The sequence below is a fragment of the Phyllobacterium sp. T2-21 genome (genome assembly GCF_055378485.1).
Genome location: NZ_AP027912.1, coordinates 682,546 through 700,179 on the forward strand (window position 1 = coordinate 682,546; position 17,634 = coordinate 700,179).

The window sequence follows — 17,634 nt, forward strand, 5'->3', positions numbered from 1 at the left end:
TGATCAGTTCCAGTCGTCGGGAATCTGGCGCACGGCACCCCGGGCAGCACTGGTTGCCATGGCGCCATAGGCGCGCAGCGCCGTGGTGATCTTGCGCTTGCGCTTTTCCTCCGGCTTCCACGCAGCGGTGCCCTTGGCTTCCATTTTCGCGCGGCGTTCGGCCAGGACGGCATCGTCGACGGCCAGATGAATCCCGCGGTTCGGAATGTCGATATCGATGATATCGCCGTCCTCAACCAGACCGATCAGGCCGCCTTCCGCCGCTTCCGGTGAAACGTGGCCGATGGAAAGGCCGGATGAACCGCCGGAGAACCGGCCATCGGTGATCAGCGCGCAGGCCTTGCCGAGACCCTTCGATTTCAGGTAGCTGGTCGGATAGAGCATTTCCTGCATGCCCGGTCCGCCGCGCGGGCCTTCGTAGCGGATCAGCACGATGTCGCCCGGTTTGATGCCGCCATTGAGAATGCCGAGAACGGCACTGTCCTGGCTTTCGAAAATGCGGGCGGGACCGGAGAACTTCAGGATCGAGTCGTCAACACCGGCGGTTTTGACGATGCAGCCGTCTTCCGCCAGATTGCCGTAGAGCACGGCCAGGCCGCCATCCCTGGAATAGGCGTGTTCAAGATTGCGGATGACACCCTTTTCGCGGTCGAGATCGACATCGGCAAAGCGGCGTTCCTGGCTGAAGGCGACCTGTGTGGGGACGCCGCCCGGTGCCGCCTTGAAGAAATCATGCACGGACGGGTTTTTGCTGCGCACCACATCCCAGCGGTCAAGAGCAGCGCCGAGATTGGCGGCATGCACGGAATAGACGGATGTATCAAGCAAACCGGCACGGTCGAGTTCGCCGAGAATACCCATGACACCGCCGGCGTGGTGCACGTCTTCCATGTGCACATTGGCAACCGCAGGCGCCACCTTGCACAGGACCGGAACGCGGCGGGACAGGCGGTCGATATCGCTCATGGTGAAGTCGACTTCGCCTTCATGCGCAGCGGCCAGCAGGTGCAGCACGGTGTTTGTCGAGCCGCCCATGGCGATATCGAGGGTCATGGCATTTTCGAAGGCGGCAAACGAAGCGATGGAGCGCGGCAGAACCGTTTCATCGTCCTGTTCGTAATAGCGGCGGGCGAGATCGACCACGAGATGACCGGCCTCGACAAAGAGGCGGCGGCGGTCCGCATGGGTGGCGAGCGTCGAACCGTTGCCCGGCAGGGAAAGGCCGAGGGCCTCGGTCAGGCAGTTCATGGAATTGGCGGTGAACATGCCGGAGCAGGAACCGCAGGTCGGGCAGGCCGAGCGTTCGATGGCCTTCACTTCCTCGTCGGAAATGCGGTCGTCGGCGGCCGCAACCATGGCATCGACCAGGTCGAGCTTCTTTTCCTTGTCTTCCCAGACGACTTTGCCCGCTTCCATCGGTCCGCCGGAGACAAAAACGACGGGGATGTTGAGGCGCAGCGCTGCCATCAGCATGCCGGGTGTGATCTTGTCGCAGTTGGAAATACAGACCATGGCATCCGCACAGTGGGCGTTGACCATGTATTCGACGCTGTCGGCGATGATTTCACGCGACGGCAGGGAATAAAGCATGCCGTCGTGCCCCATGGCGATGCCATCATCCACGGCAATCGTGTTGAATTCCTTGGCGACGCCGCCGGCGCTTTCGATCTCGCGCGCCACGAGCTGGCCGAGATCCTTCAGGTGGACGTGGCCGGGCACGAACTGGGTGAACGAGTTCACCACGGCGATGATCGGCTTGCCGAAATCCTCGTCTTTCATGCCGGTCGCGCGCCAGAGCCCGCGGGCTCCTGCCATGTTGCGGCCATGTGTGGTGGTGCGTGAACGATAAGGAGGCATTGTCGAAAATCCTGCTGATGACGGGCGAGGGAGCATCTCTTACAGAAAAAGAGTTCCCATGGCAAAAGAATGGAATTTTATTGCCTTGAAGGGGCGTGTTTCATTGCATTGATTACATAAGGCAGATGCCGGGCGCATGAAACGGGACGTAATGTCTCGCCCCGCCGAGCGCCTGTCAGAACGCGGTGAAGGTCAGCGTTGTCAGCGATCGCGCAATGCCTGATATATCGAGCACGTTGGTGTTGATGAATTTGCCGATATCCTGATCTTCCGGAATGTAGATCTTGGCCAGAAGGTCGAACTCGCCGCTAGTCGAATAGAGCTCCGAGACGATTTCACGCTCGAACAGGGTTTTTGCAACTTCGTATGTCTTGCCGGGTGCGCATTGCAGTTGCAGAAAGACAGGCTTCATAAATTCCTCCGGAAGGCTGGGCGATTTTCAGTCAGCATAATTGCTGCGACGCTTCTTAGCCAGTTGTTCTCGTCTCGCAACTGCGATATATATCCCGCGTTCGCACAGGCTATCTGGGAGAGACCGGTAAAACCGGCGCCGATGGAGCAACCGCCCCGGAAACTCTCAGGCAAAAGGACCAGAATAGTCTAGAACATCTGGAGAGAGGTATGGTTTGAAAAGCCGTACCCACCGAAGGAGAAAGCCCTGCCCGGTTGCATGACCGGAAAAAGGCGCCGACGACATGGATGACAAACATCCGGCGGGCGCTCAAAGGGCCAAGCTCTCAGGTTCCGTGACAGATGGGGTTTCGTGCCGTTGTCAACGGCGAAACTGAAACCATGTGTTGCCTGAGGACCGTTTTATCATGACCCATATCGCCATTATCGGCGCCGGTATCACCGGCGTGACGACTGCCTATGCGCTTGCCCGCCAGGGCTATTCCGTCACCGTGTTCGACCGCAACCGCTATGCGGCCATGGAAACATCCTTCGCCAATGGCGGTCAGCTCTCCGCGTCCAATGCGGAGGTGTGGAATAGCTGGTCCACGGTGCTCAAAGGCATGAAGTGGATGCTGCGCAAGGATGCGCCGCTGCTGATGAACCCGAAACCCTCCTGGCACAAATATTCCTGGATGGCGGAATTCGTCATGAACATCCCGCGCTACGAAGAAAATACCATCGCCACCACCAGGCTCGCCATTGAAGCGCGCAAGCGCATGTTCGAAATCGCTGCGGATGAAAAGATCGATTTCGACCTGGAAAAGCGCGGGATCCTGCATATTTACCGCTCGAAATACGGCTATGACCACGCGGTCAAGGTCAACAGGCTGCTGGAAGCCGGTGGTCTTGACCGGCGGGCCGTCACCAATGAAGAAATCCGCAGCATCGAACCGGCCCTGAACGGCTCCTTCTATGGCGGGTTCTTCACGCCATCCGATTCGACCGGCGATATCCACAAGTTCACCCGCGGCCTTGCCGCTGCCGCCATCCGCCACGGCGTGCGCTTCATTGGCGATGCCGACGTTGCCGAACTGAAGCATGGCGCCGACGGCGTGGTGGTGGAATGGAACAGGGCATCCGTTGCCGATGCGGGGACGGAGACGGAGCGTTTTGACGCCATCGTCATCTGCGCCGGCATTGCCAGCCGCAAATTTGCCGCCCAGCTCGGCGACCGCGTCAACATCTATCCGGTCAAGGGATACTCGATCACCGTCAATCTGGATGACGCCGGGAGCCAGCAGTCGGCCCCATGGGTGAGCCTACTCGACGATGATGCAAAGATCGTTACAAGCCGTCTTGGGGCGGGGCGCCTGCGCGTGGCCGGTACGGCCGAATACAATGGCGAGAACCGCGACATCCGCCACGACCGGGTCAAGCCGCTGGTCGACTGGAGCCGCGACCTGTTCCCGGGCATGGACACGTCCAATGTGGTGCCGTGGGCCGGCCTGCGCCCGATGATGCCGAACATGCTGCCGCGCGTTGGTGCTGGCAGGCGGCCCGGTGTGTTCTACAACACCGGCCATGGTCATCTCGGCTGGACACTGTCTGCCGCCACGGCTGAAATCGTCGCCGGGCATATCGGCGCCGCCATGCCCGTCGATGCCAGCCCGCAGGGCGGCTGGCTCGCCGCCGCCGAATAAAACCGGCTTGCACGCAAAGGAGCGCCTGTTGCCTCAGGCGCCCTTGTCGTGCTGGGCCGACATGGCAAACTATTGCGCGCGGCACATAAAAAGTGATTGGCGTTTAAATGCGCTTGTATCGCGGTTTTGTGGCGATATGGCCACTAATGCCGGGTTGCATGGCCGATCAGGTGCCATTGCGGGTTGGCCAGCTTTTCCCGGCATGTTATCGTTTTCTTAAGCTCGAAGGGCGAATTTTATCAATTGCAGGCAGCGCGCGCACTGTCCCTGCAGTGTATCCTTGTGTTTATTGATGTGTAGGGAATTTGCTGGTTGATGGACTTGAAGCGCCCACAGGCCAGTTGTTTCGGCGCCGCATTGCTGGCCCTTACGGCCCTTGTCTCGCCTGCCCAGGCCTTTGATCTTTTCGGCGTTCATCTCTGGGGTGCCAAGAAGGAGGACGATGCTGATTCGGTCATCGCCGACCCGCAGAGATACACGGTTGAAACCGCTGCTTCGACAAGCGATGAAACCAAGGCGCTCGTGGAGGGCGCATCAAGCCTGTTTGCCGACAAGGACAAGCCTGCGTCCGGTGCGGCAGGGCTGCTCGCCAAGGCGCGTGGAGATTATCGCCGCATACTTGGTGCGCTCTATGCGGACGGCCGCTATGGCGGCACCATCAGCATTCAGGTCGACGGCAAGGAGGCGAGCGATATTCCGCCGGATGCCGTGCTGTCCAAGCCGGCCAAGGTGGTTATTTCAGTCGATCCTGGATCGCAATTCTTGTTTGCATCGGCCCGGGTCAAGAACATGGCGCCGCCGACGCTCGACCCGAAAGACTTTGTCGAAAGCCCGGAGAAACAAGGCTACATCGCTGGCGAGATTGCCCGCTCGACAGCCATTGTCAAAGCCGAGCGGCTGGTGGTCGATGCCTGGCGCCAGCAGGGGCATCCAAAAGCCAGGATTGTCAGCCGTGAAGTCATCGCCGACCACGAGACCAACCGGGTTGACGCGACCATCGATGCCGATCCCGGCGCCAAGGCCGGTTTTGGACCGGTGCAGGTCAAGGGCACCGAGCGCATGGACCCGGAATTCGTGGCGTTCATCACCGGCCTGCAGCCGGGACAGGAATACGATCCCGACGAAATCGAGAGAGCCAAGAAACGGCTGTCGCGCCTCGAAGTCTTCCGCTCGGCGCGGATCGAGGAAGGCGATGCCATCGGCAGCGACGGCCTGCTGCCGATCACCGTGGCGGTGCAGGAACAGAAGCTGCGCCGCTTCGGCGTTGGCGGGAGCTATTCGACGCTGGACGGTCTCGGTCTCGAGACATACTGGCTGCACCGCAACCTCTTCGGCCGGGCGGAACGGCTGCGCATTGACGCCAAGATCGGCGGCATCGGCAGTCAGTCCTACGACCCCTCGGAATACAGCTATCTGCTGGGTGCAAGTTTCACCAAGCCCGGCGTCTATACGCCTGATACCGATTTCATCGCCTCGCTGATTGGTGAGCGCAAGGTGCTCGACGCCTACACGCAGACATCGATTACGGCCGATGCCGGTTTCACCCAGATTTTCTCCGATGAACTCTCGGGCAGGCTTACTGCCAATGTTTCCAAATCGCAGTTCAAGGACGATTTCTTCGGCACGCGCGATTTTCTCACCGTCGGTCTGCTGGGCGGCCTCACCTATGACAGCCGCAACAGCAAGGTCGATCCGGCGCGCGGCTATTTTCTGGAAGGGTTGCTGTCGCCGTTCTACGAGATCGAGCATGGCAACTTCGCCACCAAGTTCACGGCGGAGGGCCGCACCTATTTCGGTTTCGGTAAGGACGACCGGTTCGTGCTCGCCAGCCGCCTGAAACTTGGCACGATAGTCGGCGCAGAAATTGCCGAACTGCCTTCGGACCAGCTGTTCTTTGCCGGTGGCGGCGGTTCGGTGCGCGGTTACGCCTATCGCAACATCGGCGTCAATGTCGAGCGCAACGGCACAAGCTATGTGATCGGCGGGCGGTCGCTGGTCGAGGGGTCCGTGGAGGCGCGCGCCAAGATCACGAACACCATCGGTGCCGTCGGCTTTGTCGATGCGGGCTATGTGGGCGAAGAGTCTTTCCCCGATTTTGCCCAGCAGTTGCGTGTGGGCGTTGGCGCCGGCATTCGTTACAATACGGGCCTTGGCCCGATCCGCCTCGATGTGGCCATGCCGCTCGACCGGCGGACAAACGACCCGAGTTTTGCATTCTACGTTGGTATAGGACAGGCGTTTTGACCCGGATTTTCGCAGTCATATTCCTTCTGCTTTTTGCAGCACCGGCTTTGGCGCAGGATAGCGCCGAGGCGGAAAAGTCCTATTTCCTCAGCTTCGTCGAAGAACAGCTGTCGACGCCCAATCGCCAGATTTCCATTTCCGACATTCAGGGCGTCCTGTCGTCGGAAGCCAATATCGGCAGCATCACCATTGCCGACCGTGAAGGAATCTGGCTGCGCATTACCAATGCGAAAATTGTCTGGAGCCGTCTGGCGTTGCTGCGCGGGCGTCTGGATATCAACAGCCTCGGCGCGGAGCGCATCGATGTCATCCGCAAGCCGCTGCCGGACACCAGCAGCCTGCCTTCACCCGAAGCCAAGGGTTTCAGTCTGCCGGAGCTGCCGCTTGCAGTCATCCTGCAGGATTTGCAGGTGGGACGCATTGCCTTCGGCGACAGTATTTTCGGGCTGAAGTCGGAAATCTCTCTGGCCGGCAGCCTGACGCTCGATAGCGGCTCCCTGGATTCCAACCTCAAGGTGCAGCGCCTTGACGGCCCGGGCGGCACCTTTGCGATCAAGGCGGCCTATGCCAAGGAAAGCCAGAAGCTCGATCTGGATCTGTCGCTCAATGAACCGCAGAACGGTATTGCCGCCAATCTTCTCAATATTGAAGGCAGGCCGCCGGTTGCGCTTTCGCTGAAGGGATCGGGCCCGCTCGGCGATATTGCCTTGCAGCTAACGCTCGATGCGGCGGGCAAGCGCGTTCTCACTGGCAGCACGCAGATCAACCGTCAGGGCGAGGGACTTGCGTTCAAGACAACCGTCGATGGCGCGATCGCCATGCTGGTTCCGCCGCTCTTCCGGGATTTCTTCGGCAACGATACCGCGCTCGCGGTCAATGGCGTGGTGCGCGATGCCGGCGGTGTTTCGCTTGATCGGTTGACCATCAAGAGCGCTGCTCTTGCGGTCGATGCGACAGCCGATACAACCAACGATGGATTTTTGCGCCGCCTGAAGGTGGATGCCTCGATTGCCGATCCCAGCGGCAAGAAGGTCATTTTGCCGGTTGCGGGCGGCCAGACAACCGTCGACAAGGCTGTGCTGGCGGTTGCGTTCGGGGCAAGTGCCGGCAATGACTGGTCGAGCACGCTCGACGTCACCAACCTCACCACCAACAATTTTGCCGCCAAAACGGTCAATCTCGTTGCCAAAGGCCTGGCGGAAAATCTCGACAACCCGGCCGCCCGTTCCCTGAGCTACGATGTGAACGGCGATGTGTCGGGCATCACGGCCAAGCGCGCCGATATCGCCAAGGCACTGGGCGACCTGATCCAGCTGAAGATCAATGGCGACTGGAAGGCCGGTACGCCGGTCAATCTCAAACAGGCGCTGGTTGCCGCCAACGGCTTCAGCACGGCGCTGGCCGGGACCATCGACAAGTTCATCTATAACGGCGACATCCTGGTCAAGGCATCGAGCATCGCACCGTTTTCCGAACTTGCCGGACGCGATCTCGCCGGCGCGCTCGATCTGAAGGCCAATGGTGCTGTCGAAGCGCTGACGGGTGGCTTCAATCTGATGCTGGATGGCCATGCAACCGGCATGACGCTTGGCATTGATGCGGCGGATCGCGTGCTTGAGGGCGAAACCCGCATCACCGGCGGTCTTGCGCGCGGCGAAGCGGGCCTCAGCGCCAGGAACTTCCGGGTCGAGAACCCGCAGACGCTGGTCACGGCCAACGGCACCTTTGCCACAGGCGCCGCCAATTTCGACTTCGGTCTCGATCTCACCAACCTCGCGCTCCTGTCGGAAAAGACCAGCGGCGCACTCAAGGTCAAGGGCAGCGCGCGCGGCAGCGACGGCATCATCGCTCTTGCCTTCAATGCCGGGGTTCCGGATGGAAAACTTTCCGGGCGCAAGCTCAGCGAAGGCGCGTTCTCCTTCAACGGGCTTCTGCTGAAGGATGCGCTGGACGGCAAGGTATCCGGTCTGGCGTTCCTTGACGGCATTCGTGCCGATCTTGCCACGGAACTTGCCTTGCACAAGGACGAAAAACGCCTGAGCAATATCCAGTTCATTGCCGGTGGCACACGGCTGCGCGGTGATGTCACCCAGGACAAGAAGGGGCTGCTTCAGGGTAACCTGACCCTCGCTTCCAGCGACGTGTCGACGGCCGCAGCCCTGTTCCTCGTGGAGGCGACCGGCAAGGCGAATGCCGCCATTGCGCTGAGCCATGATGACGAGAGCCAGAACATCGATGTCAAAGGCGATATTGACGGGCTGAAGGCCAACAATGTCATCGTCGGCAAGGCGGCGATTGCGCTGGCCGCCCAGAACATCTTCAAGGTTCCGTCCGCCAACGGCACGATCACGGCCACTGCGGTTTCGGCCGGTGGTGTCGATATTTCAACCCTCGATGCCCAGGCGGCGCAGCAGGGCAAGACCACCGATTTCAAGCTGAACGCCGCGCTGAAAAATGGAGCGAAAACCGCTATTGGCGGTTCACTCGAACCGACGGAAAAGGGCTTTCTCCTGTCGCTCGCCAATGCGGACCTGACCCGTGGTGCGCTTGCCGCCCGGCTGGTCCAGCCGGCCGCCATCAATGTCGCCGGCAGCAATGTTTCCTTCGGCGATATCATTCTGGATATCGGCAAGGGCAAGGTGACGATCCGCGGCGATGTCGCCGAAAAACTGGACCTCGCCGTTGCCATCGAGAAGCTTCCGCTCGATGTCGCCAATGCGGTCAAGCCCGATCTGGGACTGGGCGGCGAAATCAACGGCACCGCCAGGATCGGCGGCACCCGCGACAAGCCCGACGTGAACTTCAATATGCAGGCCCGTGCGATCACCGCTGCCGTACTGAAAAAAGCCGGACTGGACGGCCTCAATCTGGACGCCAAGGGCACATCGACCACCGATCAGCTCAATGTCGATGCGCACCTGACTGGTGCAAACGGGCTCGATGCATCGGCCAAAGGCTCGGTTCCGCTGACGCCGGGACAGCTTGCCGTCGATCTGACGCTCGGCAACCTGCCGCTGCGCGCGCTGAATGGCGTCGTCAAGGATCAGAACCTGGCGGGCAACGTCACCGGCAGGGGCCGCATCACCGGCACACTGCAGAAGCCCAATGCCGAATTTGACCTGAAGGGGTCTGGCCTCTCCGCCAAGCCTTTGCAGGACGCCGGTCTGTCGCCGTTGCAGCTGACCGCCGCGGGCCGCTTTGCCAATGATGTGCTGACCCTGACGTCGGCCAAGGCTGACGGACCGCAGGGTTTCACCGTGTCGGCCAATGGCAATGTGCCGGTTTCCGGAAACGGGCTTGGCATCAATGTGACGGGCAATATCCCTTTGTCCCTCGCCAACCGTTTCCTTGCCGATCGCGGCACGCAGGCGAAGGGCAATATTGACGTCACCGCATCCGTCTCCGGCAGTTTCCAGCAGCCGCTCATCCGCGGCATGTTCTCGGCCAACGGTGCCGAAGTGGTCGATCCGGAAACCAATCTGCGGCTGCAGCGCATTACCCTGCTCGGCAGCATGGAAGGACAGACCGTCACCATCCGCACGCTCAATGCCGGGCTTTCCACCGGCGGCACGGTCAGCGCCACCGGTACGATCTCCACCGATGCAGCGGCGAATTTCCCCGCCAACATCCAGATCAAGCTCGACAAGGCCCGCTATGCCGACGGCAATCTTGTCGTTGCCACGCTGACCGGTGCGCTCGGCGTCAACGGCCCCTTGACGCGCGATCCCGTGATTGCCGGCAACATCAATGTCGACCGCGCGGAAATCAGCGTTCCCGAAAGCTTTGGCGGTTCGTCGGCGGTCATCGACGTCAAGCACAAGAAGACGCCGAAGGCCGTCGCCACGACGCTGAAGCGCGCCAAGGCCGACCAGCCCGCCACGGCAACACCCACCGCACGGCCCAGTGTGGTGCGGCTCGATATCAATGTGACAGCGCCCAACAAGATCTTCGTGCGCGGCCGGGGGCTGGATACGGAAATCGGCGGCTCGGTGCGGCTGACTGGCCCCGCAACCGATATCCAGCCGGTCGGTGCGTTCGACCTGGTGCGCGGGCGCTTGGAAATTCTCGGGCAGCGTATCACCTTCACCGAAGGGCAGGTCACGCTGGTCGGGGACCTCAACCCGGAACTCAATTTCGTCGCGAGCACCCAGAGCAGCGACATTACCGTCAATGTCACGGTCAAGGGGCGGGTATCCGATCTGCAGATCGCGTTCTCGTCGCAGCCGGAGTTGCCGCAGGACGAAGTCCTTGCCCGCCTGATCTTCAACCGCTCCATCAGTGAGTTGTCGCCATTGCAGATTGCGCGGCTGGCTGCCGCCGCGGCCGAACTGGCCGGCGGATCGAATTCATCCCTGCTCGACAGCCTGCGCAAGGGCACCGGCCTCGACGATCTCGATGTGACAACCGACAGCGAAGGCAATGCGGGCGTCAAGGCCGGGCGCTATATCCGCGACAATGTCTATCTTGGCGTGGAGGCGGGCGCTGCCGGCAAGACCAAGGGCACGATCAATCTCGACGTGACGCCGCAGCTGAAGGCCAAGGGCTCCGTCGGCAGCGATGGTGACTCCGGCGCCGGTGTGTTCTTCGAACGAGATTATTGAGCGGTGCTGCGGGGACGGAGGGGAATATCCTCCTCCGTCTCAGGTCCTTGGCGGAAGCACCGGCAACGGTTCTGCACGGCCGACCACAAAGGCATAGGTGAAAGCGCCGACCAGCGCCATGAAGGCTGCCATGGCGAAGGACGGCGTATAGTTGCCGTGGAAACGGTCAAGCAGTGCACCGAACAGGAACGGGCTGATGATACCGGCAATGTTCGAGGCAAAATTCTGGATACCGCCGATGGATGCGACGTGATGGGAACTGGGCGCCACATCGGCGGGCAGGGACCAGATGGCCGTGGCGGCTACGGCGAGGCTGCTGTAGGAAATCGCCAGGAAGATGAGTGCCATGTAAAGCGATGATACCAAGGCTGCCGGCAGAATGGCCGCGCCGCCCAGCAGGCCTCCAACCATGATGAGCTTGCGAATGGCCGTGACGTCGGCACCGCCGCGGATCGCCCGGTCTGCCCAGGCGCCTGCGCTCCATGCGGCGACCACCGCGGTCAGGCCCGGAATCATGCCGAATGTACCAAGCTCCGCCAGGTTGAGGCCGCGTGCATTCTTCAGATAGTCCGGAAACCAGGTAAGGAAGAAATAGATGACGAAGTTCAGGCAGAAAAATCCGATCATCATGCCCCAGATGGTGCGGTAACGGAAAAGGTCGATCCAGCGAATCTTGACCGCTTCCGCATCATCGGTTGCATCGGTGCGTCCGCCATTGTCGGTGATGTACTGACGCTCAAGATCATTGGCGCCGGTGTGTTCGGCCGGATCGCGGTACATCACATACCAGAAGAAGGCCCAGACAAGGCCGAGCGCGCCGAGGATGGCAAAGGAATAATGCCATGTGGTCAGGGCAATAATGCCCGTAACGATCGGCAAGGCAAGCACGGTCCCGACACGCGAACCGGAATCGATCACTGCCGTGGCGAAGGCCCGTTCGCTCTTCGGGAACCAGCGGGAGGCTGCCTTGGTCGCGCTGGGATAGGCCGGGGCTTCCCCGGCGCCCAGGGCAAAGCGCACGGCAAAAAATCCCCAGAAGCTGGTGGCCAGCGGCGTCAGCGCGGTAAAGGCCGACCACCAGACCGCGGCGATGGTGAATGACCGGCGTGAACCGACCTTGTCGGTGAACCAGCCGGCAATGAGCATCATCCCGTCATAGGCCCAGAAGAAGGCGCCGAAGATCAGTCCCTTTTCCGCATTGGTCAGCTGAAGATTGAGTTCGGCATCGATATAGGGCAGTGCCACGCTCAGATTGGCCCGGTCGAGGTAATTCATCGTTATGCCAAGAAAGCACATGGCAAGAATGATGTAGCGGACCTTGCTGGCGCCCGCCGGCGCCTTTTGCGGCGGGTGGGCGGATGACGTTGCGATGCTCATGAATGGACCTCCCAGTACCGTTCGGACGCTGCGCAACGCCCATGGAACCGCGCCGTCATCCGGCGCGATGATTCTCATAGTAAGGAAAACCGGCTCCTTGTCAGCCCTGAATGACGGTCTGCTTCTGCTCGCCCAGCCCGTCGATGCCCAGTGTCATGACATCTCCGGCCTTCAGGAAGATATTGGGTTTCTGGCCAAGGCCGACACCGGGCGGCGTACCGGTCGAGATGATGTCGCCGGGATGCAGGCTCATGAATTGCGACAGGTAGGAAACGAGGTATTTGACGCCATAGACCATCGTTTCGGTCGAGCCGTTCTGATAGCGGTGACCATTGACCTCCAGCCACATTTTCAGCTTCTGCGGATCAGCTACTTCATCCTTCGTCACCAGCCACGGGCCGGTGGGACCGAATGTGTCGCAGCTTTTGCCCTTGGTCCACTGCCCCTGGCGTTCGGCCTGGAAGGCCCGCTCCGACACGTCGTTGATCAGGCAATAGCCCGCCACGTGGTCGAGCGCCTCGTCTTCGCTGACATATTTCGCATGCTTGCCGATGACCACGCCGAGCTCGACTTCCCAGTCTGTCTTCAGCGAGCCGCGTGGAATTTCCACATCGTCATTCGGGCCTACAATGGCCGAGGTCGCCTTCATGAAGATGATCGGTTCCGGCGGCACGGTTGCCCCCGTTTCCGCCGCATGGTCGGAATAGTTGAGGCCGATGCAGATGAACTTGCCGGTTCCCGCGACGCAGGGACCATAACGGTCGACAGTGACCTCGGGCAGCAACGTCGGATCAATGCCTGCGAGCTTTTTCAATCCCGCAGGCGAAATCGCTTCACCGGCTATATCCCCGACGTGTGCGGAGAGATCACGGACCTTGCCATCCTTGTCGACAAGCCCCGGCTTTTCCTGACCGGCAGGACCGTAACGCACGAGTTTCATGGAGTAACCTTTCTGATTGGGAGGGGATCAATAGGTGGCGCGGCCACCGGAAATGTCGAAAACGGCACCCGTCGTGAACGAGCATTCCTCGCTGGCGATCCAGCTGATCAGGGATGCCAGTTCATCGACGGTGCCAAACCGCTGCATGGGTATTTTCGACAGCATGTAGTCGATGAATTCGGGTTTGAGCTGCTGGAGGATCGGCGTATCGACGGTGGCTGGCGTAATGGCATTGACGGTAATGCCGTCATGCACCAGCTCCTTGCCGAGTGATTTCGTCAGGCCGATCACCGCCGCCTTCGACGCGCTGTAGGCCGAGGCGTTCGGATTGCCTTCCTTGCCGGCAATGGACGCAACATTGACGATGCGGCCATAGCCGTTCTTCTGCATGAACGGCACGACGAAGCGGTTGCAGTAGAACAGGCCGTTGATGTTGATATCGAACACCCGCTTCCACTGATCGATCGGATAATCCGCCACCTTGGCGTTCGGCCCGGTGATCCCGGCCGAACAGATGAGGATATCGATCCTGCCGGCGCTGGCGGCGGTGTCCTGTGCCGCCTTTTCCACCTGCGCCGGGTCGGAAACATCGAGCGCCAGCCCATGCGCGCCCTCACCGAGCCTGGCCTTTGCTTCCGCGATCCGTACTGCATCGACGTCCCAGAGGCTGACCGTGCCGCCCTCCGACACGATCCGCTCCGCCGTCCTGTAGCCTATGCCGGAAGCGCCGCCGGTAATGACCGCATGCCGCCCCTCATAGCGCCTGATGGTGTTCGCCATGTTCCCTCCCGAACGGTTGGCCTCAGTGGTTGTCGCGCGGCAATCCCTTGGTCTGGGCAATGCGCTGGAAATCGACCGCCGGTTTCAGGACCATGCCCTGCGCCAGCTGATCGACCATGCCGCGCTGGATTTCCTGCCATGGCGTCTGGCTGGCCGGATATTTGTAGCCGCCCGCCGCCAAAAGGTCGTCCCGGCGCTTTTGCAGTTCCTCCTCATCGATGAGGATATTGGCGGTGCCTTTGCGCAGGTCGATGCGCAGGTGGTCGCCGGAGCGCACCAGTGCCAGGCCGCCATTGACCGCCGCCTCGGGCGAAGCATTGAGGATGGACGGCGAACCGGACGTGCCGGACTGGCGGCCGTCGCCAAGGCATGGCAGCGCATGGATGCCTTTCTTCAAGAGATAGCCCGGGGGCTGCATGTTGACGACTTCGGCCGCGCCGGGATAGCCGATGGGGCCGGTACCGCGCATGATCAGGATGCTGTTCTCGTCAAGGCCGAGTTTCGGATCGTCGATCCGCGCATGGTAATCTTCCGGGCCCTCGAACACTTCCGCGATGCCTTCGAACGCTTCCGGATCGTCCGGATCGGAAAGATAGCGCTCGCGGAATTCGTCAGAAATCACGCTGGTTTTCATGATGGCGCTGTCGAAGAGATTGCCCTTGAGATTGATGAATCCGGCCTTCTTCTTCAGCGGTGTCTCATAGGGACGAATGACGTCGGTGTTGAGATTTTCCACGCCCTCGCAATTGGTGCCGATGCTCTTGCCGTTGACCGTAAGCGCCGATGGATGCGGCAGGCGCTTCGCCTTGAGCAGTTCCGCCGCGACGGCTGGCACGCCCCCGGCGCGGTGGTAATCTTCGCCAAGATATTCCCCTGCAGGCTGCAGGTTGACCAGCAGCGGCACGTCATGACCGATGGTCTGCCAGTCATCATTGTCGAGCGCGATATCGAGATGGCGGGCAATCGCGTTCAGATGGATGGGCGCATTGGTCGAACCGCCGATGGCCGAGTTGATGACGATCGCATTCTCGAAGGCTTCGCGCGTCATGATATCGGAAGGCTTCAGGTCTTCGCGCACCATGTCGACAATGCGCTTGCCGGTATCATAGGCGATCTGGCCGCGTTCACGGTACGGTGCCGGGATGGCAGCGCCGCCGGGCAGTTCCATGCCGAGTGCTTCGGCCAGCGAATTCATCGTGGTGGCGGTACCCATGGTGTTGCAATAGCCGACGGACGGTGCTGACGACGCCACGATATCCATGAACTCGTCGTAGTTGATTTCGCCTGAAGTCAGCTTTTCGCGCGATTTCCAGACGATGGTGCCGGAGCCGGTGCGCTCGCCGCGGTGCCAGCCGTTCAGCATGGGCCCGACGGAGAGGGCGATGGCGGGAATGTTCACCGTGGCGGCGCCCATCAGCATGGCCGGTGTGGTCTTGTCGCAGCCGATGGTCAGCACGACGCCGTCGAGCGGATAACCGAAGAGGACTTCCACCAGACCGAGATAGGCAAGGTTGCGGTCGAGCGCCGCGCCGGGACGCTTGCCGGTTTCCTGAATCGGATGAACCGGAAACTCGAACGGGATACCGCCCGCCGCGATGATGCCGTCGCGCACCCGCTTGGCCAATTCGATGTGATGGCGGTTGCAGGGCGAAAGGTCCGAGCCGGTCTGGGCGATACCGATGATCGGCTTGCCGGACTGCAATTCCGCCCGCGTCAGGCCGTAGTTGAGATAGCGCTCGAGATAGAGCGCCGTCATCCCCGGGTTGTCAGGATTGTCGAACCATTCCTGCGAGCGAAGCTTTTTCGGGGTTTTGTTGGTGGTCATGAAAGCAACTCCTGGATGGGGGCACGCCCCAATTACTCTTTGACCGCGCCGGTCATCGAGGACACGTAATAATCGACAAAGAATGAGTAGAGGATGACGACGGGCAGCGAGCCAAACAGCGCCCCTGCCATCAGCGAACCCCACTCGAAAACATCCCCTCGCACCAGCTCCGTCAGGACACCGACCGGGACAGTCTTGTTCTCCGAGGATTGGATAAAGGTCAGCGCATAGATGAACTCATTCCACGACAAAGTGAAGGCGAAAATGCCGGCGGAGATCAGTCCTGGCACCGCCAGCGGCAATATGACCCTGACGAGGATTTGCCAGCGCGATGCCCCGTCCACCAGCGCGCTTTCTTCGAGCTCGAACGGGATCGAACGGAAGTAGCCCATGAGCAGCCAGGTGCAGAACGGTATGAGGAAAGTGGGGTAGGTGAAGATCAGCGCCAGCTTGCTGTCATAGATGCCGAACTTGAAGACGATCACCGCCAGCGGAATGAACAGGATAGAAGGCGGCACCAGGTAGGCAAGGAAGATCAGGAGCCCGACGGAACGCGAGCCCTTGAAGCGGATGCGCTCGATGGCATAGGCGGCAAAGACCGAGGCTGCAAGCGACAGCACGGTCGCGCAGACCGAGACGACGAGCGTGTTCCACAGCCAGCCGGGATAGGAGGTCTCGAACAGGAGATATTTGATATGGTCGAGTGTCGGCCCGACCACCCAGAACGGGCTGTAATTGTTGTAGTCCGTCAACTGCGAGTTGGGTTTTACCGCCGTGATTGCCATCCAGTAGAACGGGAACAGCAAAACGATGATGAAAACGGCCAGCGGCAGATAGAGCACGACGATGCGCCGCGGCAGCCGGTTGAGATAGCTCATGCCCTGCGCGTCGTCGGTGAGTGGCACCGTGGCGGTCTGTTCGGAAATGCTCATGGTCGTTCTCCCCCCTTAATCCTGTCCGCCCTGCTGCCATTTCCGGCGCTGCAGGCCGAAGAATGAGAACAGGATCGAGGCAAGCAGGAACGGGATCATGGCGACGGCAATCGCCGCGCCTTCGCCGAGCTGCCCGCCCGGGATGCCCCGCTGGAATGAAAGCGTGGCCATGAGGTGGGTGGCATTGACCGGCCCGCCCTTGGTCAGCACATAGATCAGCTGGAAATCGGTGAAGGTGAAGAGCACCGAGAAGGTCATCACCACGGCGATGATGGGGGTGAGCATAGGCAGGGTGATGAAGCGGAAGCGCTGCCAGCCGGTTGCGCCGTCGAGCGAGGCCGCCTCGTGCAGCGATTGCGGAATGGTCTGCAGGCCCGCGAGCAGCGAAATGGCAACGAAGGGAATGCCGCGCCAGACATTGGCGGCGATGACCGATGCCCGCGCATTGTTGGGGTCACCGAGGAAGTTGATGGGCGTATCGATCAGGCCGAGCTTGATCAGCGACCAGGAAATGATCGAGAATTGCGCATCGTAAATCCACCAGAAAGCCAGCGCCGACAGCACCGTCGGGACAACCCAGGGCAACAGGATGATGGCGCGGAAGAATGACTTGAACGGCAGGTTTTCATTGAGGATCAGCGCCAGCCACAGGCCGAGCGCGAACTTCAGCACCGATGCGATAAAGGTGTAGAGAACCGTATTATAGACCGTCATCCAGAACACGGAATCGTTGGCAAGCGCTATGTAATTGTCGAGACCGATGAAAACCCCATCCCGGCCGATCTTGGCATCGGTGAAGCCAAGCCAGACACCAAGGCCGAGCGGATACGTCAGGAAGCACAGCAGGAACACCGCCGCCGGCAACAGAAACATGAAACCCAGGAATGTATTGTTCCGGGTCAGCGCGCCGAGGGCTGAAGGTGGCTTTGTTGTTGCTGTCATAAGGAATACCCCCCTCTGGGCTGCCGCCCATCTCCCCCACAAG

The 17,634-nt window shown here is 60.8% G+C and carries 11 protein-coding genes and 1 riboswitch; of the genes, 3 read left to right on the forward strand and 8 right to left on the reverse strand.

The window, feature by feature from the left end:
- Positions 1–3 precede the first annotated feature (3 nt).
- A complete protein-coding gene (gene ilvD, locus ACZ5FP_RS03435; RefSeq protein ID WP_223614092.1) occupies positions 4–1,857 on the reverse strand; it encodes a dihydroxy-acid dehydratase in 1,854 nt (617 codons plus the stop codon).
- A 175-nt stretch (positions 1,858–2,032) separates the two neighbouring features.
- Positions 2,033–2,269, reverse strand: coding sequence for an Lrp/AsnC ligand binding domain-containing protein (locus tag ACZ5FP_RS03440; RefSeq protein WP_105733984.1), 237 nt, complete (start codon positions 2,267–2,269; stop codon positions 2,033–2,035).
- A 104-nt stretch (positions 2,270–2,373) separates the two neighbouring features.
- A riboswitch (glycine riboswitch) is annotated at positions 2,374–2,460 on the forward strand.
- Between the two features lie 215 nt (positions 2,461–2,675).
- On the opposite strand from ACZ5FP_RS03440, the gene ACZ5FP_RS03445 reads away from it, so the two are divergent.
- The 3 genes from ACZ5FP_RS03445 to ACZ5FP_RS03455 all read left to right on the forward strand — a co-directional run bounded on the left by ACZ5FP_RS03445 (position 2,676) and on the right by ACZ5FP_RS03455 (position 10,795).
- Positions 2,676–3,950, forward strand: a complete 1,275-nt coding sequence (locus ACZ5FP_RS03445) for a D-amino acid dehydrogenase (protein ID WP_464662147.1) — start codon at positions 2,676–2,678, stop codon at positions 3,948–3,950.
- 315 nt (positions 3,951–4,265) lie between these two features.
- Complete coding sequence (locus ACZ5FP_RS03450) at positions 4,266–6,194, forward strand: autotransporter assembly complex protein TamA (RefSeq protein ID WP_464662148.1); 1,929 nt, start codon at positions 4,266–4,268, stop codon at positions 6,192–6,194.
- Entirely contained in the window at positions 6,191–10,795 is a 4,605-nt protein-coding gene (locus tag ACZ5FP_RS03455; protein WP_464662150.1) for a translocation/assembly module TamB domain-containing protein, read from the forward strand. The genes ACZ5FP_RS03450 and ACZ5FP_RS03455 overlap by 4 nt, the downstream gene beginning before the upstream one ends.
- A 39-nt stretch (positions 10,796–10,834) precedes the next feature.
- Here the strand turns inward: ACZ5FP_RS03455 and ACZ5FP_RS03460 are convergent, their stop codons facing one another.
- The 6 genes from ACZ5FP_RS03460 to ACZ5FP_RS03485 form a co-directional block, all read right to left on the reverse strand.
- The gene (locus ACZ5FP_RS03460; RefSeq protein ID WP_464662152.1) at positions 10,835–12,172 is read right to left on the reverse strand and encodes an MFS transporter; all 1,338 of its coding nucleotides are present in this window, start codon (positions 12,170–12,172) and stop codon (positions 10,835–10,837) included.
- A 100-nt stretch (positions 12,173–12,272) separates the two neighbouring features.
- Positions 12,273–13,112 carry a fumarylacetoacetate hydrolase family protein gene (locus ACZ5FP_RS03465; RefSeq protein WP_464662154.1) on the reverse strand — a complete coding sequence of 280 codons (840 nt, stop codon included), beginning with the start codon at positions 13,110–13,112 and terminating at the stop codon, positions 12,273–12,275.
- 27 nt (positions 13,113–13,139) lie between these two features.
- Positions 13,140–13,892, reverse strand: a complete 753-nt coding sequence (locus tag ACZ5FP_RS03470) for an SDR family NAD(P)-dependent oxidoreductase (RefSeq protein WP_464662156.1) — start codon at positions 13,890–13,892, stop codon at positions 13,140–13,142.
- Between the two features lie 22 nt (positions 13,893–13,914).
- Positions 13,915–15,717, reverse strand: coding sequence for an IlvD/Edd family dehydratase (locus ACZ5FP_RS03475; protein ID WP_464662158.1), 1,803 nt, complete (start codon positions 15,715–15,717; stop codon positions 13,915–13,917).
- Positions 15,718–15,749: 32 nt separating this feature from the next.
- Positions 15,750–16,649: a carbohydrate ABC transporter permease gene (locus tag ACZ5FP_RS03480; protein ID WP_464662160.1), complete on the reverse strand. Its 900-nt coding sequence runs from the start codon at positions 16,647–16,649 to the stop codon at positions 15,750–15,752.
- A gap of 15 nt (positions 16,650–16,664) precedes the next feature.
- Positions 16,665–17,591 (reverse strand): carbohydrate ABC transporter permease, encoded by a 927-nt coding sequence (locus ACZ5FP_RS03485; protein WP_223614103.1) that lies wholly within the window; start codon positions 17,589–17,591, stop codon positions 16,665–16,667.
- Between the last annotated feature and the right edge of the window lie 43 nt (positions 17,592–17,634).

What these genes read in the sequence shown, in the direction of transcription:
- ilvD (WP_223614092.1), bottom strand. Translation starts at nt 1,857, where the DNA reads ATGCCTCCTTATCGTTCACGCACCACCACACATGGCCGCAACATGGCA.
- ACZ5FP_RS03440 (WP_105733984.1), bottom strand. Translation starts at nt 2,269, where the DNA reads ATGAAGCCTGTCTTTCTGCAACTGCAATGCGCACCCGGCAAGACATAC.
- ACZ5FP_RS03445 (WP_464662147.1), top strand. Translation starts at nt 2,676, where the DNA reads ATGACCCATATCGCCATTATCGGCGCCGGTATCACCGGCGTGACGACT.
- ACZ5FP_RS03450 (WP_464662148.1), top strand. Translation starts at nt 4,266, where the DNA reads ATGGACTTGAAGCGCCCACAGGCCAGTTGTTTCGGCGCCGCATTGCTG.
- ACZ5FP_RS03460 (WP_464662152.1), bottom strand. Translation starts at nt 12,172, where the DNA reads ATGAGCATCGCAACGTCATCCGCCCACCCGCCGCAAAAGGCGCCGGCG.
- ACZ5FP_RS03465 (WP_464662154.1), bottom strand. Translation starts at nt 13,112, where the DNA reads ATGAAACTCGTGCGTTACGGTCCTGCCGGTCAGGAAAAGCCGGGGCTT.
- ACZ5FP_RS03470 (WP_464662156.1), bottom strand. Translation starts at nt 13,892, where the DNA reads ATGGCGAACACCATCAGGCGCTATGAGGGGCGGCATGCGGTCATTACC.
- ACZ5FP_RS03475 (WP_464662158.1), bottom strand. Translation starts at nt 15,717, where the DNA reads ATGACCACCAACAAAACCCCGAAAAAGCTTCGCTCGCAGGAATGGTTC.
- ACZ5FP_RS03480 (WP_464662160.1), bottom strand. Translation starts at nt 16,649, where the DNA reads ATGAGCATTTCCGAACAGACCGCCACGGTGCCACTCACCGACGACGCG.
- ACZ5FP_RS03485 (WP_223614103.1), bottom strand. Translation starts at nt 17,591, where the DNA reads ATGACAGCAACAACAAAGCCACCTTCAGCCCTCGGCGCGCTGACCCGG.